Annotated in this window: 13 protein-coding genes; 8 read left to right on the top strand and 5 right to left on the bottom strand. The window is 67.0% G+C overall.

Translation table 11 applies throughout. The annotated features are described in order from the left end of the window. Window positions 1-66 precede the first annotated feature (66 nt). The 3 genes from ABFA30_RS13775 to ABFA30_RS13765 form a co-directional block, all read right to left on the bottom strand. Window positions 67-4587: an NEL-type E3 ubiquitin ligase domain-containing protein gene (locus tag ABFA30_RS13775; RefSeq protein WP_410045572.1), complete on the bottom strand. Its 4521-nt coding sequence runs from the start codon at window positions 4585-4587 to the stop codon at window positions 67-69. Window positions 4588-4672: 85 nt separating this feature from the next. Beyond that, window positions 4673-7033 carry a DNA polymerase II gene (locus tag ABFA30_RS13770; RefSeq protein WP_410045571.1) on the bottom strand — a complete coding sequence of 787 codons (2361 nt, stop codon included), beginning with the start codon at window positions 7031-7033 and terminating at the stop codon, window positions 4673-4675. Between the two features lie 89 nt (window positions 7034-7122). Further along, complete coding sequence (locus ABFA30_RS13765; RefSeq protein WP_225789712.1) at window positions 7123-8043, bottom strand: LysR substrate-binding domain-containing protein; 921 nt, start codon at window positions 8041-8043, stop codon at window positions 7123-7125. Window positions 8044-8200: 157 nt separating this feature from the next. Between ABFA30_RS13765 and ABFA30_RS13760 the strand changes: the two genes are divergently transcribed. From ABFA30_RS13760 to ABFA30_RS13725, 8 genes are all read left to right on the top strand, one after another. Further along, the gene (locus ABFA30_RS13760) at window positions 8201-8977 is read left to right on the top strand and encodes a YqcI/YcgG family protein (RefSeq protein WP_225789713.1); all 777 of its coding nucleotides are present in this window, start codon (window positions 8201-8203) and stop codon (window positions 8975-8977) included. Window positions 8978-8979: 2 nt separating this feature from the next. Further along, window positions 8980-9606: a LysE family translocator gene (locus tag ABFA30_RS13755; RefSeq protein ID WP_225789714.1), complete on the top strand. Its 627-nt coding sequence runs from the start codon at window positions 8980-8982 to the stop codon at window positions 9604-9606. A 40-nt stretch (window positions 9607-9646) separates the two neighbouring features. Then, complete coding sequence (locus tag ABFA30_RS13750; RefSeq protein ID WP_225789715.1) at window positions 9647-10771, top strand: hypothetical protein; 1125 nt, start codon at window positions 9647-9649, stop codon at window positions 10769-10771. Window positions 10772-10917: 146 nt separating this feature from the next. After that, complete coding sequence (locus tag ABFA30_RS13745; protein WP_368815320.1) at window positions 10918-11580, top strand: sel1 repeat family protein; 663 nt, start codon at window positions 10918-10920, stop codon at window positions 11578-11580. A 179-nt stretch (window positions 11581-11759) separates the two neighbouring features. After that, complete coding sequence (locus tag ABFA30_RS13740; RefSeq protein WP_225789716.1) at window positions 11760-12461, top strand: AzlC family ABC transporter permease; 702 nt, start codon at window positions 11760-11762, stop codon at window positions 12459-12461. Continuing rightward, on the top strand, window positions 12458-12772 hold the full coding sequence (locus ABFA30_RS13735; protein ID WP_410045570.1) for an AzlD domain-containing protein: 315 nt from the start codon (window positions 12458-12460) through the stop codon (window positions 12770-12772). Before ABFA30_RS13740 ends, ABFA30_RS13735 begins: the two co-directional genes overlap by 4 nt. After that, the gene (locus ABFA30_RS13730) at window positions 12769-13602 is read left to right on the top strand and encodes an AraC family ligand binding domain-containing protein (protein ID WP_410045569.1); all 834 of its coding nucleotides are present in this window, start codon (window positions 12769-12771) and stop codon (window positions 13600-13602) included. The genes ABFA30_RS13735 and ABFA30_RS13730 overlap by 4 nt, the downstream gene beginning before the upstream one ends. A 97-nt stretch (window positions 13603-13699) precedes the next feature. Beyond that, complete coding sequence (locus ABFA30_RS13725) at window positions 13700-13927, top strand: hypothetical protein (RefSeq protein WP_225789719.1); 228 nt, start codon at window positions 13700-13702, stop codon at window positions 13925-13927. A gap of 151 nt (window positions 13928-14078) precedes the next feature. Here ABFA30_RS13725 and ABFA30_RS13720 read toward each other — a convergent pair whose 3' ends face one another. Both ABFA30_RS13720 and ABFA30_RS13715 read right to left on the bottom strand, forming a co-directional pair. Beyond that, complete coding sequence (locus tag ABFA30_RS13720) at window positions 14079-14558, bottom strand: copper chaperone PCu(A)C (RefSeq protein WP_368815322.1); 480 nt, start codon at window positions 14556-14558, stop codon at window positions 14079-14081. A gap of 6 nt (window positions 14559-14564) precedes the next feature. Then, window positions 14565-15170 carry an SCO family protein gene (locus ABFA30_RS13715; RefSeq protein WP_225789721.1) on the bottom strand — a complete coding sequence of 202 codons (606 nt, stop codon included), beginning with the start codon at window positions 15168-15170 and terminating at the stop codon, window positions 14565-14567. Window positions 15171-15371 lie beyond the last annotated feature (201 nt).

The following is a 15371-nucleotide window of genomic DNA, read 5'->3' as shown; positions in this document are numbered from 1 at the left end:
ACACCCGAACCTGAGCATAGCCGAAAGCCACCGGGGTCGCGGCAGGTGCTCGCCCTACCCCTCGCCTCAGGAGGCCCCCGGGGTGTCGTCACTGGCAGGCGGCGCCTCGGCCAGGGCGATGCGGGTCAGGGCCAGCATCCGCTCGCGCCGAGCCGCCTGGCGCTCGCTGCCGATGCTATTCATCCGCGCCAGGTATTGGCCCTCCGGCAACGCCGACGATCTCTCCATCAATGCCTCGACGCGGCGATGGAACGGCGCATCGAGGGCCTCGAAGACCTCGGCGTGGGCGCGTAGCAGGTGTTCCTGCCAGAAGTCCCGCTCTACCAGCGACTGCGCCAGGCGTTCCGGCGTCTGCAGTGCCAGCACGCGCTCCCGGGCCTGGTCGATGCGCGACCGGTCCAGCCCGGCAACGTCGGCGTAGGCCATGTCGGCAGGTTGCCCCGGCAGGTCGAGCGCATCACGCAATGCCAGGCGGTAGGCCAGGCTTACCTCGATCTCGTCCGGATCGCTGCCTGTGGCCCGGCGCGCCTGGATGTCCTCCAGGGCGATACGTTCGACCTCGTCCAGCCGCCACAGCTGGCGGCCCAACCGTACCAGGGCCTGCTCCTGGCCACCGGCGGCCGCGTCGACCCGCGCCTGCCAGACCAGCATGCGCAGTTCCAGGGCGCTGAAGCTCAGGATCACGCTGTCCTGGCAGGTCAGGGGCATGCGCGCTTGGCTGAACAGCTCGCTGCGCAGCCCTTCGTAGCGGCACATGCTCTGCAGCAGGGTGAACACCCGGTTGGCCAGGGCCTGGCGATGATCGCGAAAATCCACGGTTTCCAGCAGCCGCGCGAGCATGGCGAAGAAATCGTCCGCACCGTCCTCGGCTTCCAGCTCGTCCCACGTCGAGGACTGCACGGCCCGTTGGACACTGTCGGCGGCGTCGAGCCAGCGTCGGCGCAACGACATCGAGGAAGGACCCGCCACCTGCGGCGCCGGCATGCCATGGGCCTGGGAAAAGGCCTCCAGGCGTTGCGCGGCCTGTTCGTCCAACGGGTTACCCGTCAGCATCACGGTACGCCCCACCCAGATCGGTGCACGATAGAAACGCTCCGGCAGCGTCGTGATCTGGTTGTCGCGCAGGTCGGCGATGGTCAGTTCCAGGCGGTCCATCAGGGCGGGCGGGAGTTCGTTGATCCCGGTGGCGCGAAGGTACAGACGCCGCAAGCGGTCCAGCCGGTACAGCGGGAAGGTTCGCCCCAGCGGGTTGCGCGACAGGTTGATGAACTCCAGCATTTCGCCGTTGGCCAGGGTCATGGCCTGCTCGGTGTCGAGCACGACACGGTTGTCGTACAGGTCCAGCTCACGCAGCGATGTCAGCGCCTCCAGGCCCGGCGGCAGGCGGGTCAAGCGGTTGCTGGCCAGCTCCAGAACCTGCAGGTTCGGGAAAGCGCCCAGGAAACGCTGTGGCATTTCCCGCAGCCCCAAGCCCATCAGCGACAACTCATGGATGTGGGGGAAACTCACAGCCTCGGGCAGCTCGGGCAAGCGCTCCAGGCTGAGCGCCCAGATACTCAGGCGATACCCCGTCGCTTGCCCACGCTGGTCGAACAACTGCGGCCCCCGGCGCTGCCAGCAACTGAGCAGGACCTGGGCGAAATGCCGCCGCTCGCGGCGCTGCATGCCGCTGGTGGGCTGCTCGCTCCAGGCCCGCAGGTGGTCATCCAGTGCCTCGAACTCATGCCCCAGCCGGGCGAGTTCGCTCTCCACCTGCCGGCCCGAGCGCCCCACCTCCTGCAGCCAGGCATCGATCTGCGCATCGTCGAACGTCGGATACACCGCCCGCACCCGGGCGAACAGCGCCTGCGGCCTGCCCCGCGATGCGCCCCGGCCACTCAGCGGATAACCGACTCGGCCATCGTCCAGGCGCCGTGGAGGCCGGAACCAGCCGATGGGCTCGCCCTGCCCCAGTAGCCGTGCGACCGCCTCACGCTGGCGCGCCGCCAGCCGCCCCACCAGCACCCGCAGGTTATGGGCGAAGGGCTCGCCGATGCCCATGGCATCCCGCTGGCGGTCGCCGTAGGCGGCGGCGATGACCTCGAACAGCTCCCCCCAGCCGGCCAGCACCTGGCCCTGCTCGTCGAGCAACTGGAAGCGGCCATCGCGGTGGAGCAGGTCGAAGCCGCCGCCCTCCTCGCCCTGCTCCAGGACCAGCAGCAATGGCCCTTGCACGCTACCCTCGAACAAGCGCCAGCGCCCCGCCGGCGCGCCCGGCAGTTGCCTGGCCATGGCCAGGGCCACACGCGCCAGGTCGCCCGTCTGCAAGGTGTCCAGGTACAGCGCCTCGAATACCCTGGCCACACGTATCTGTCCCACGCTCGTCCTCGCCGACTCGGCCAGGCGCAGCGCAACCCGACCGGTGTCGAGCAAGCGGCGCCGGTCCGCGACCCGGGCCGCCTCCAACAACGCTTCGGCAGCCCGGCCATGCAGGCCGGGGAATGCTCGGCGCAGGGTCGCGACACCGGGCTTGTCGCTGCCCTGGGCGCTCTCGTACAGGCGCTGGAACAATGGCCTGCGCAGGTTCCAGGCCAGCTCTGCCAACCCCTGGTCTGGCAGCCCAGCCGCCCCGGGCAAGGCCTGGGCATGCTGCAGCACGAAGCGGTCGCTGACCGGCTCGCCGCCGCGCAGGCGGCCGACCAACTCACGGATACGCTGCTCGAGCAATACCCGCTCGACGCTGTCGACCAACTGCGCCTCGGGCGCCTGCCCCTGGACATGCAGCGCACGCAGGTGACTGGCCTCCAGGCCATGCGCCGTCATGAGCTGGTCGATCTGTTCGTCGTCGAGGCGCGCGAACGGGCCACCCAGGCGGCGGAACAGGCGATGAGGATCGTCCCAGCGGGCCGGCTGCTCCGACCACAGGCGCCAGGCACCGGCACCGTTGTGGCATAGCAGCGGCCCATGGCCGCCCTGTGGGCGCAATTGCCAGCGGCCATCACCGGCGCGCTGGACGATAGGGTAATGATGCCCGTCCATCTCGATCCAGGCCTGTGCCCCCAGGCGGTGGATACCCTGCGCATCGGGCACGGCTTGCGGCGGTGGCGCCTCGCTGCGAAAGGCCGCCAGGTCAAGCTTGTACAAGCGTGTGCTGCCGTCCTCCAACTGCGCCGGCAACAGGCTGTCGACAAGGCTGGAGCGGGACCAGGCGTTGCGCACCAGGGTGATGCCCGCAGCGGTAGCGGCGACTACGGCAACGTCGATGGCGACATTGAACAGGTGCTCGAGCGCTTCGGTGGTTTCCCCCTCGTGCCAGGCCTCGATACCGTGGTAGACCTCGCCAAGCAGCTCCCAGGCGCTCACCGCCAGCAGCGCCGCGCCGATCACCGGGACGAACAACCCGGCGAGGTTGAGCAGGGTCCAGCCTTCGGCTGCCAGGCGCTGGGCGTGCTCGCGCTGGACCTGGCGATCGACCTCGGCCTTCGGCACCGCGATCATGGCGGCATCGTCCTTGATCTGGCCGATGCGCGCCCGGGCCAGGCTATCGAACAGCGGCTCCGGGTAGGCATGCATGCGCGCCTCCAGGTCGATGTTGGCCAGCTCGGACACCCCCTGGTAGCCCTGGACCACGCTGGCAAAGAAGCGCTGGCTGTCGCGCCGCCGCACGAAGCGGCTGAAGAAGCGTTGGTACTGCGGGGTGCGCAGGCGCTTGCCCAAGGCATTGGCGAAATGACGCAAGTCCGGAAACGCCTGCCAGGGTGCCTGCGGATCGTCCGGGATATGCACCAGTACCCGGCGGCTGGTGCTGTACAGCGGGCTGAGGCTTTCATCGCGGACATCGAGCACGACGATCTGCTCCAGCGTGCAACCGAGCAGGCTCAAGCGCTTGGCGATGACCGGGCTGCCCTCGAGCGTGGGCGCGCGATGCAGGCCACACAGCCGCACCAACAGCTGCAGCTCGGCCTCGTTCAACGCACCCTTGATCCTGGCCACATGGGCATCGGCCAGCATGCCGTAGCGCCGTGCCCGCGCCAGCAACGACAGCACCTGGCGGCGCGCCTCGCCGTCGGCCGGTTCGAGGATACCCTGCAAATGGCGCTGGTAGCGCCCACCCAGGTCGAGTTCACGGCACAGGCTGGCGAACTGCTGCGCGCACGGCAGCTTGGCCTGGGCATCCAGCGGGTCCACCAGGCCGTTGCCGGGCAACTGCCCCCCTGCCTCGGCTTCTGCCGCGGTGAAATTGCGCAGCGCGGCCTCGAACAGGCTGATCTCGGTATAGACCGGCACCGTCACCGGATAGCCGATCGGCTGCGAGGTGATCACCGGTTCCCGGTGCCCCAGGCGAAAACGCAGGCGATGAATGTCCAGCGCTGCGCCGAAGCGCGCCCGCAACGCCTGGACCAGCAAGGGCTCGGCGAAGCGGTCGATGCCCTGCAGGCCTGCAAGTAACTGCCGAACCCGCTGGCGAAAGTACAGGCTCAGGCCCATGGCATCCTGCAACGGTGCCAGTTGCTCGACGCTCGCCGAGCGCAGCCAGTACGGCAGACGCGCACCGATGAGCGCGTCCTGGGCGGCCGCGTATGCCGAAGGTGGAGTGTGGGTGACCATCGATTGCCTCTCCTGGGTGGCGGAAAAGGCAGCACCCTAGGCCGTGCGAGGCGGCGGACGGCGTTAGAGGGGTAATACCCGCGGGTCAGAAGAGCAGTAGCTGGCGATCGGTCAGGGCCGCGAAATCATCGCCCACGAACGGCAGTATGGCGTCCGCCACCGGTTGCAACTGGCGGCTCAGGTAATGCTCGTGGTCGATCGGCGACTGCAGGTTCTCGAGGGGTTCGGGGCCCGAGGTGGTGATGACGTAGCTGATCCAGCCACCGTTCTGGTACTGCCGGGGCCGGCCCAGGCGGCTGTTGAACGCATCGGCCAGCCGTGCGGCGCGCACGTGGGGCGGCACGTTGCGCTGGTAGTCGGCCAGCGGCCTGCGCAGGCGCTTGCGGTACACCAGCAACTCGTCCTGCTCACCGGCCAGAGTGCGGCACACATAGTCACGGACATAGTCGCGGTAAGGCTGGCCACGGAAGATCCGCCCGTAGAGCTCCTGCTGGAACTGCCGGGCCAGGGGCGACCAGTCGGTGCGCACCGACTCCAAGCCCTTGAACACCAGTTCCTCGCGCCCCTCGCCGCGCTGTACCAGGCCGGCGTAGCGCTTCTTGCTGCCCTCGTCGGCACCGCGGATGGTCGGCATGAGAAAGCGCCGGTAGTGGGTCTCGAACTGCAGCTCCAGGGCGCTGTCCAGGTCCATCGTCTCGCGCAGGTGTTGCCGCCACCACTGGTTGACCTCGGCGACCAGGGCCTGGCCGATGCGCGCGGCGGCCGCTTCGTCATGGGCCTCTTTGAGCCAGACGAAGGTCGAGTCGGTGTCGCCGTAGATCACGTCGAAGCCACGGGCTTCGATCAGGGCGCGGGTCTGGCGCATGATCTGGTGGCCGCGCAGGGTGATGGACGAGGCCAGGCGCGGGTCGAAGAAGCGGCAACCGCTGGAGCCGAGCACGCCGTAGAAGGCGTTCATGATGATTTTCAGCGCCTGGGACAGCGGCGCGTTACCGGCCCGCTTGGCCGCCTCGCGCCCCTGCCAGACCCGCTCGACGATGGCTGGCAGGCAATGTTGGCGGCGGGCGAAACGCGCCCCACGAAAGCCCTCCACGGAATCGGCGTCATCCGGCTGGCGCAGGCCCTCGACCAGGCCCACCGGGTCGATCAGGAAGGTACGGATGATCGAGGGGTACAGGCTCTTGTAGTCGAGCACCAACACCGAGTCGTACAGGCCAGGCCGCGAGTCCATGACGAAACCGCCGGGGCTGGCTTCGTCCGGGCGGCTGCCCAGGTTGGGGGCGACGAAGCCCAGGCGGTGCATGGACGGGATGTACAGGTGGCAGAACGCGGCCACCGAGCCGCCACTGCGGTCCACCGGCAAGCCGGTGACGGTGGAACGCTCGAGCAGGAACTCGAGCAGCCGGGTATGGGCGAAGATCCGCGTGACCAGCTCGCAGTCCTTGAGGTTGTAGCGGGCCAGGGCCGGCTTGTCCTCGGCGAACATGCGGTTGATCTCGTCCATGCGCTGGTACGGGGTGTCGATGGCCTTGCCTTCGCCGAGCAGGGCCTGGGCGACGCTTTCCAGGCTGAACGAAGGAAAGCTCCAGGTCGCCGCGCGCAGTACCTCGATGCCATCGATCAGCAGGCGCCCCGGCGCATCGGCGAACACATGGTTGCGCCCGCTGTGGACACGCAGGCCCAGGGGCGCGCCGTTGCGGCCGAGGGCCAGCGGTACCTGCAGGCGCGTGGCGTGCTCGTGCAGCAGGCGCAGGTCGAACTGCACCAGGTTCCAGCCGATGATCGCATCCGGGTCATGGCGGGCCAGCCACTGGTTCAGGCAGCCGAGCAACTGGGCACGGTCGTCGCAATACTGCAGGTCGAAATCCAGGTCATCGGCCTGGCCGTTGGCCGGCCCGAGCATGTAGACCTGGCGCTGGCCGCAGCCCTCCAGAGCGATGCTGTAGAGCTCGCCGCGCTCGCTGGTCTCGATGTCCAGCGATACCAGGCGCAACGCCGGGCGGTAATCCGGCAAGGGCTTGAGCTGGGCATCGCAGAGCACGCCCTGGGCATCCGGGCGACCGCTGAACAGCACCGGGGCGGTGATGAAGCGCTCCATCAGGTAGCGCTCCGGGGGACGGATATCGGCTTCGTAGACGTCGATGCCGGCACTGCGCAGGCGCTGTTCGAGCTGGATCAACTGACGGTGCTGGCGGCAGTACAGGCCCAGTACCGGCCGCTGCTCGAAATCGCGCAGGCGCAGGGGCCGCAGCTCGACGCCCCGCTCGTTGGCCAGCAAGGCACGGGCGCGCACGGCATGCGCCAGTGGCACGAACGCCACCGACTCCTGCGGTGCCAGGCGCAGTTGCCGTGGGCCTTGGTCGGTGGCGAGCCAGAACTCCACGCAGGTCCCCTCGGGCGTGTCATGCCAATGCCGGGTGAGGACAAAGCCCTGCTGCAACTCCACCGCGTCGACCTCGAATCGTTTTGCTCAAGCGAAGGAAGCATTCTACCGCTGAATGCCAGAGATGGGCTGCGCAGCAGCCAGCAGGAACCTCAGCCGTACAGGTAGTCGATGTCCTTGTGCGCCAATGGCGGCACCTGGCTGAGCAGGAAGTCGCGCAGCCGGTGCATCTGCCGCGCCTTGGGGCTGGCCTTGAGCCAGGTCATGTAGTAGCCGTCGCCGGTGGCCACCGCATGCTTGAACGGCATGACCAGCCGCCCTGCAGCCAGGTCGGCGCTGGCCAGCACCAGGTCGACCACCGAAATGCCCAGGCCCTGCTGGGCTGCCGAGATGCCCTGGTCGAGCGTATCGAACACCTGCCCCCTGTCGATGCTGATGTCCAGCGCATCCATGCGCGCCAGCCAGCGCCGCCAGTCGCGCCGGTCCGCGGAGGGGTGCAAAAGCTCGCAGCGCTCCAGCACCGCCAGGTCCGGCTTCGGCTGGTCCAGGTACTCGGGATGGCACACCGGGATCAGCCACTCGTCGAACAGCTTGAGGCTCTCGACGTCGGCCGGGAAACGCCCGCTGCCCAGCAGGATGGCGCAGTCGTAGGGTTCGGAATAGAAATCCACCGTGTCGATGTCCATCCACACGCTCGAGAGTTGCACGCTGCAGCTGTTGTCGACCTTCTTGAAGGCATCCAGCGCCTTGAGCAGCCAGCGCACGGTGAGGGTCGAGGGGGCCTTCAGGCGCAGGCCGTAGCGGTCCTGGCGCAACAGCGCGCAGGCGTTCTCGATGATCTTGAAGCCGACCTTGAGCTCCTGCGCCAGCAGCCGGCCGTGCTCGGTCAGGCGCAACTTGGGGCCGCGCCGCTCGAACAGGTCGCAGCCGAACAGGGTCTCGAGGGTCTTGATGTGGTGGCTGACCGCCCCCTGGGTCAGGGCCAGCTCCTGCGCCGCCCGGGTGAAAGAGCCGTAGCGTGATGCCACTTCAAAGGCACGCAGGGCATGCAGCGCCTGGATCCGTTCCGACATTCGCAGCGTCCGAAGCATGAGTGAAGCTAATAGTAGGTCATAGTTCCAGGCGTTTTACAACCTGGGGGTGTTCTCAGAAAATGCAGGTAAACAATAAACATATATAGCGAAACCGCTTGTATCTGGCGGGAAGTTCAAAAGAACTGCTGGGGTAATCATGTTTACGGGTTATGGGAACTGCTATCGCCTGGATGCGCTAGAGCTAGCCTCTGAACATATCCAGAACCAACGACACTGGGCGTACGAAACCATCGAACGCTTTCGCGCCATCCTCGCCAACCCCGACTTTCCGTGCCTGTTCGGCCGCAAGGCGGTGGCCGCCGGCACCTGCTCCATCGTCTTCGCCCGTGCCGGGCAACTGGCCGCGGACATTGCCCGGGGCCTGGCCGAATACGTACGCGCCCTCGAGCCCGTGCCGCTCAAGCAGCGCATCGGCAACCCACTGCTGGTGTTCCTCGAGACCCATGCCGGCAGCAGCCTGGCGCAGCAGCAGGCGCTGGCCTGGTCGGTGCTGCAAGAGCTGCATGAGCACGACCCGCTGCCCTGGCCGGAGGACATCCCCAAGGATCCCCACGACAGCGGCTGGTCGTTCTGCTTCGCCGGCATGCCCCTGTTCATCAACATGAACTTCCCGGCCCACCAGCAGATGAAGAGCCGCAACCTGGGCGAGCATATCGTCTTCGTCATCAACCCCCGGGAAAGCTTCGACGAAGTGGCCAGCGCCACCAGCGAAAGCGGCCAACGCATCCGGGCACGCATCCGCGAACGGGTGCGCCATTACAACGACGGGGTGATGCCCGATACCCTGGGCTTCTTCGGCCAGGCCGACAACTTCGAATGGCGCCAGTACCAACTCCAGGAACCGGGCTCGCTGAATCCTCCGCGCTGCCCGTTCCAGGCCCTTGCGACACCCGACACACTGATCGAGAACTGAACGTGAATACCGCACTGACCGCCACCTACGCCCTCACCGTCCTGCTGCTGATCGCCACGCCCGGCCCGGTGGTGGCACTGATCGTCAACACCGCCGCGGCCTCCGGCACGCGCAAGGCCCTGTTCACCGCCGTCGGCACCAACTGGGCCTCGCTGGTACTGATCGGCGCCGCGGCCTGGATCATCATGACCAGCGCGGCCGTCGACAAGGCCTGGCTCAGCGGCATGAGCCTGCTGGGTTGCCTGTTCATCGGCTACATCGCCATCGGCACCCTCAGGGAAGCGCTGCAGGCCCCCATCGCCGAGGCCGGGCCCGACACCGCCGGGCCCGGGCGCGGTGGGCTGCTGCAGGGGTTCATGGTGGGCATCTCCAACCCCAAGGACATCATCTTCTTCATTTCCTTCTTCCCGCAGTTCATCCAGATCACCGAATCCTTCGAAAAAAGCATGGTGGTGCTGTCGCTGCTGTGGATCGCCATCGATTTCGCCGTGCTCAGCCTGTACATCTTCGCCATCGGCAGGATCACCTCGCAGCGCAGCAATCGCCTGATCACCCTGGCATCGGGCGTCGCCCTGCTGCTGATCGCCGTCGGCGGGCTTGCCTACAACATCAAGGCGCTGGCCGGCTAAGCCGGCACGCCCCAGACCGTCGATTCGACAAGGAGCGCCCATGAGGCCGATCGATCACGCCACGCACGCCCAGGACAGCCTCCTTCCTCTGCCCCAGGACTACCAGCGCTTCCTGCTGCTGGGTAGCCGCCGGGCGCCGCATACCCTGTACATGCACGAGCGTGGCTATCGATCCGGCACCATCAATACCGACGCCCTCGGGATGCGCTACAGCCACGCGGGAGACAAGCGCTACTCGGTGGCCGAACACAAGGGCGCGAAGCGGGTCAATCTGCTGGTGGGCGGCTCGACCGCCCTGGGGATTGGCGCCAGTTCCGATGAACACACGGTGGCGTCCTACCTGTCGCGGCTCACCGGCGAGGTCTGGCTGAACCTGGCCGGCTGTGGGCTCAACGCCACCCAGGAACTGCTGACCTTCCTCAGTCATCAGCACCGTTTCGCGCAGATCGGCCACGTCGTGGTGCTGAGCGGCCTGAACACCCTGGCGCAAGAGGCACTGGGCGAGGTCCTGGCGAGCGAGCAGGCCACCGCCTACCAGGATGTGCTCAACAGTTTCAACGAAGGGGTACAGGCCTGCGACGCACCGCGCCGCGAATCGTTCTGGCAGCGCCTGGGCAAGGCCTTCGCGCCCCGCCACCAGCCCGCAGCGGTCGCCTGGACGCTGCCGGCCCCGGGCAAACGCCTGAACCAGGCGGCAGACTGCATCGGCCGCACCCTGCAACAGTGGGACCGGCTCCTGGCCAACGGCCATGCCACCCTCACCTTCATTCTCCAGCCCCTGCTGCCCTGGTGCCGGGAGAGCCTGCCGGCCGGCGAACAGGCCATGCTCACGGCGCTGCAACAGCAACCGACGAATTTCGACCGGCTCCTGGCCGACGTTTTCGACAGCCAGTTGCACACGGCATTTTTCCGGCGCATCAAGGACCAGGCCGGGCCAGTCCCGTGCTACGACATGAACAGCATGCTCAGCAGCTCGCCGGTGTTCGGCGAGCCCCTGTTCGTCGATCGCCTGCACTTCAACGACCTGGGCAACAATGCCCTGGCCAAGGTGATCACCGCCAAGCTGGGGCTGGCCCAGGAAAAGTACGAATTACAAGCTGCCTCCCGTCTGGCTCGTCCGACAGGTCGGGAAATGGGCTTCCGGCATGTACCGGTCGGTGGCTAGAATACGGGCTTGTCGTTCTGATTTGCCTGAGGCACATGTGTAACCGTGAACATCGAAGCCGCCCTGCCACATCTGGCCGCACGCCGTAAACGGTCCGCCACCGAGGTCTGCCCGTGAGTCGTGCCGCGCTCCTGCCGCCCTTGCTCATGGCCCTCGCACCGCTCGGCGCCCACGCGCTGGAGGTGCAGATCGATCCACATGCCGACCTGCTCTATCGCCAGGCCTTGCCCCTGCTCGAACAGGCCGACGCCCAGGACGACAGCGCCAGCACCCTGCGTACCGCCGTCGACAGCGATCCGGAGCTCAGCCGCCAAGGCCAGGCCATGGCCAGGACCCTGCCTACGGCCGTGGCGCTGCTCAAGAAATCAGTAGCGCTTGGCCACCCGGTGGCTCAGTACCGCTTGGCCCTGTACTACATGACCTACCTGCCGGCCGCACAGATTCCCGATGCAGCCTGCCCATTGCTGCAGGCCAGTCTCAAGCAGGGCTTCGCGCCGCCGGCGCCGGCGATCGCCACCTGGTGCCCGCCCTACAACGCCAGCCCCGCCTATCGCGATGCCTTGGAGGCGATCCCCGGCATGGCCACCCTGTATGCGCCCTACTACCCGCAACCGGCGGTGCGCCTGGCCTGTAACCGCAGCCAACCGCAGGGGCTGGAGATGCAATGGGGGCGCCAGCGCGACTACCAGGCCGAAGTCTACCGCCTGCTCGGCGACCTCGATCCGCAGCATCGCCAGGTACTGCTGCAAAAAGCCGTGGAGATCAACGGCTGCGCCGCGGCCCAGCAGCGGCTGACCAGCAGCCACTAGGGGCTTCGCTAGCCCCCAAGGTCAGTCGGTTGTGCTGCATTTGGGGCTGTTTTGCAGCCCCCCAATAGCGTTGAACAGCATCGCAGCGAACAGCCCTCGCAAGCAGAGCAAGATCATTCAAGCCACGCCCCTTGCGCCTCTGGCATGCTGTCCTTCCCTGTCGACTCATCGCCGCCACCATGCCCAGCAGTCCGCCCATCGCTCGCCAAGCCTTCCTCCACGGCGCCGTCGCCATCCTGCCCCTGTCCCTGGCCGTCGCGCCCTGGGGCCTGCTCGCCGGCTCCATGGCCATCGAAGCCAAACTCAGCCCCTGGGAAGGCCAAGGGCTGTCCGCCATCGTCTTCGCCGGCGCCGCACAACTGGTGGCGATCGGTATGCTCAAGGGCGGCGCCAACCTGCTGTCGATCCTGCTGACTACCTTGCTGCTGACCTCCCAGCACCTGCTCTACGGCCTGTCCATGCGCCCGGTGCTGTCCGGCCAGCCGCTGCGCTGGCGGCTGGGGCTGGGCTTCCTGCTCACCGACGAATTCTTCGCCCTGACCAGCCAGTACGACCAGCAGCAATTCAACCGCTGGTACGCCCTGGGGGTCGGCCTGACGTTCTACGTCGCCTGGAACCTGTTCACCCTGGCCGGCATCGTCCTCGGCCAGAACATCCCGCACCTGGATCGGTTGGGCCTGGATTTTTCCATCGTCGCCACCTTCGTCGCGCTGATCGCCCCGCTGGTGCGCAACCTGCCGACGCTGGTCTGCGTGGCAGTGTCGCTGTTCTGTTCGGTGCTGTTCAGCTACTGGCACTGGGAAACCGCCCTGGTCGCCGCCGGCCTGCTGGGCATGGCGGCCGGCTTCGTCTGCCAGAAACTCTCGGGAGCCCGCCCATGACCTGGTTGCTGATCTTCGCCATGGGCGCTGTGGTGTTCCTCAATCGCTACGCCTTCCTCGAGCCGCGCCTGCCGCTGCGCCTGAGTTCCAATGCCCGGCAGTTCCTTGGCTTTTCCGTGCCTGGCATGCTCACCGCGATCTGCGGGCCGATCATCTTCCTGCCCGGCCACCAGCTCGACCTGAGCCCGGGCAACCCCTACCTGCTCGGCGCGCTGGTCGCTATCGGCCTGGTGCTGTTGACCCGCAGCGTATTGCTGAGCATGCTGGCGAGCATGCTGATTTTCTTTCTCCTGCGCAGTTGGCTGGCATGAGCACATCCCTGCGCGAACAGACCCATCTCTGGCAGGCACCGGCCCTGGGCGACGTGGAAATGCTGCATGCGCGGTATTTCCAGCAGCGTTTCGCCCCGCACGTGCATGAAGGCTATGTGTTCACCGTGATCGAGTCAGGCGCCCAGCGCTTCTGGCACCGTGGCAGCGAGCACCTGGCACCGGTCGGCAGCATGGTGCTGATCAACCCCGATGAGCTGCACACCGGGGCCACCGCCCATGAGGCGGGCTGGCGTTATCGCGGCTTCTATCCGGAGCATGAGCGGGTCACTGGCGTGCTGAAGGAGCTGGAGCTGGGCCGCCACGGCATGCCCCACTTCAAGCAGAGCGTGATCCAGGACCCGGCCCTGGCCGCGGCCTTCAGCCACTTGCACCAGCTCTCCGAGTCTGGCGCCAGCGCCCTGGAGCAGCAGACGGCCTGGCGCCATGCCGTACTGGCGTTGGTGCAGCGCCACGGCCATTGCGCCGAGGCGCCCGCGCCGGGCAACGAGCCCTTGGCCGTGGCCCGCGCTCGGGAATTGCTGGAAAGCCAACTGGCCGACCCGCCCTCGCTGGAAGCCCTGGCCAGTGCCGTGAACCTCTCGCCCTTCCATTTCGCCCGGGTATTCCGCCAGGCCACCGGCCTGCCGCCGCATGCCTGGCTCAAGCAGCGACGCCTGGCCCGCGCCCGGGAGTTCCTCAAGAGCGGCCTGCCCGCCTCGGACGTGGCCTTCGCCCTGGGATTCGCCGACCAGAGCCACCTGAACCGGCAGTTCAAGCAAGCCTATGGGGTGACGCCGGGGGCCTATCGGCAAGCCTGCCTGCAGCCGTGACGGCAGTCGCCAGCGGCGCTGGCACCGTGCGGCAGTTGGCCCCAGGCAAGCTGCCCGGCCGCTGCTACACTGACAAGGCTGAATGGAGGATCCTGCCATGTCCGAAAGAGAGCTCACCACCCTCCTGACGCTGATGAACCAGCGCCAAGCCTGCCTGAGCAGCGCCTGCAAGGAGATCGCCGACTGGATCGACCGGCAGGGCGACGTGCCCGCCGCTGGCAAGATCCGCGCAAGCCTCAAGGCCCTGGAAGCCGACGAAGCCCAGCTGCGCAAGACCCTGACATCGCTGTCGATCGAACGACCGTTGCCGCGGTTTCGTAGCTGAATGGGGCCGCTTTGCGGCCCTTTCGCAACGCAAGGCCGCTCCCACACGAACCTGCAGGCCGTATCATGCGTGGTCGACGTGGGCTTTGTAGGAGTGGGCTTGCCGGGCCGCCGCGAATGGGCTGCGCAGCAGCCCCAGGCGAGGTGGGCGGTCAGTGCATGTGCGCGTGGTCGTGACCGTGGCCGGCGCCTTCGGTCAGCGGGCGTACCGGGGCCTGCACTTGCAAGGTTTGCTTGGCGCCCTTGGCGTCCTCGATGGTCAGGGTCAGCGGCACCTGCTCGCCTTCCTTGACCTGCTTGTTCAAGCCCATCAGCATCACGTGGTACCCACTCGGATCCAGGCTCACGGCCTTGCCGGCAGGCAGCTCGATGGCCTTGACTTCCCGCATGCCCATCACGTCGCCATCCATGGTCATTTCGTGGATCTGCACGGTCTTGGCGACCGTCGAGGCCACGCCCACCAGCTTGCTGTCGCTGCTCGCGGTCAGGGTCATGAACGCACCGGTGGACTGCTGGTGCGGCACGCTGGCGCGGACCCAGGCGTCGCTCACGGTGGTTTCGGCCAGGGCCGGCAGGGCCAGGCCCATCAAGGCCAGGGCGGCCAGGCCGCGCTTGATCGGTTGCATCGAAATTGCCATTTAGCAGATCTCCATCAGGGTGAGCAGGTCTTCGCTGCATTCCTTGGCGTTCAGGGAATGACCCAGGCTCAGGCGCAGGGTGCCACGGGAATCGTAGACGTAGCTGGTGGACGAATGGGAGATGGTGTAGGTGTCGCCGGCCGGCACCTTCTCGTAGAACACCTTGAACTCCTTGGCCACCTCGGCGATTTCCTCCGGGGTGCCCGTCAGGGCGGTGAACGACGGGTCGAAGGCCTTGACGTAGGCATCGAGCACCTCGGGGGTGTCGCGCTCCGGGTCCAGGGTGATGAACACCACCTGCAGGAAGCCGGCATCGCGCCCCATCAGCTTCTTGATCTGCACCGCGCGCGCCAGGGCGGTCGGGCACACCGCCGGGCACTGGGTGAAACCGAAGAAGATCATCGGCATCGTGCCGTAGAAGCTCGACAGGGTGCGCTCGTTGCCTTGGGTGTCCTTCAGGCGGAACTTGCGCCCGAGGATCTCGTTGCTCATGTTCTTGCCATACTTGAACTCGAGCCCCCGGGCCGGGCTGCAGCCCGCCAGCAGGCCAAGCCCCAGAACGCCCATCCCGGCGACGACAGCACGCCGGGTCAGTAGATCAGTCATGGAACCATCCTTTACAGGGAAGGTGCCGGCCCTTGGGACAGGCCAGCGAAAAACCGGGGCATTCTGGCATGACACCCGCGGGTCTTCTACCCGACGAATGGGGCATCGGCCTGCAGGCCTTTGAATACGGGCTGCGGCCTGTTGTCGCAGGGGTTGAATCGGTAACAGTTTGTTGCTAGATGAAGACGCGGTCAGGTGCCA

The organism is Pseudomonas sp. HLMP (genome assembly GCF_046365545.1).
In the GTDB taxonomy this organism is placed as follows: Bacteria; Pseudomonadota; Gammaproteobacteria; order Pseudomonadales; family Pseudomonadaceae; genus Aquipseudomonas; species Aquipseudomonas guariconensis_B.
The sequence above is the reverse complement of the archived record's forward strand: the minus strand, read 5'-3'. Positions and strand labels throughout refer to the sequence as shown.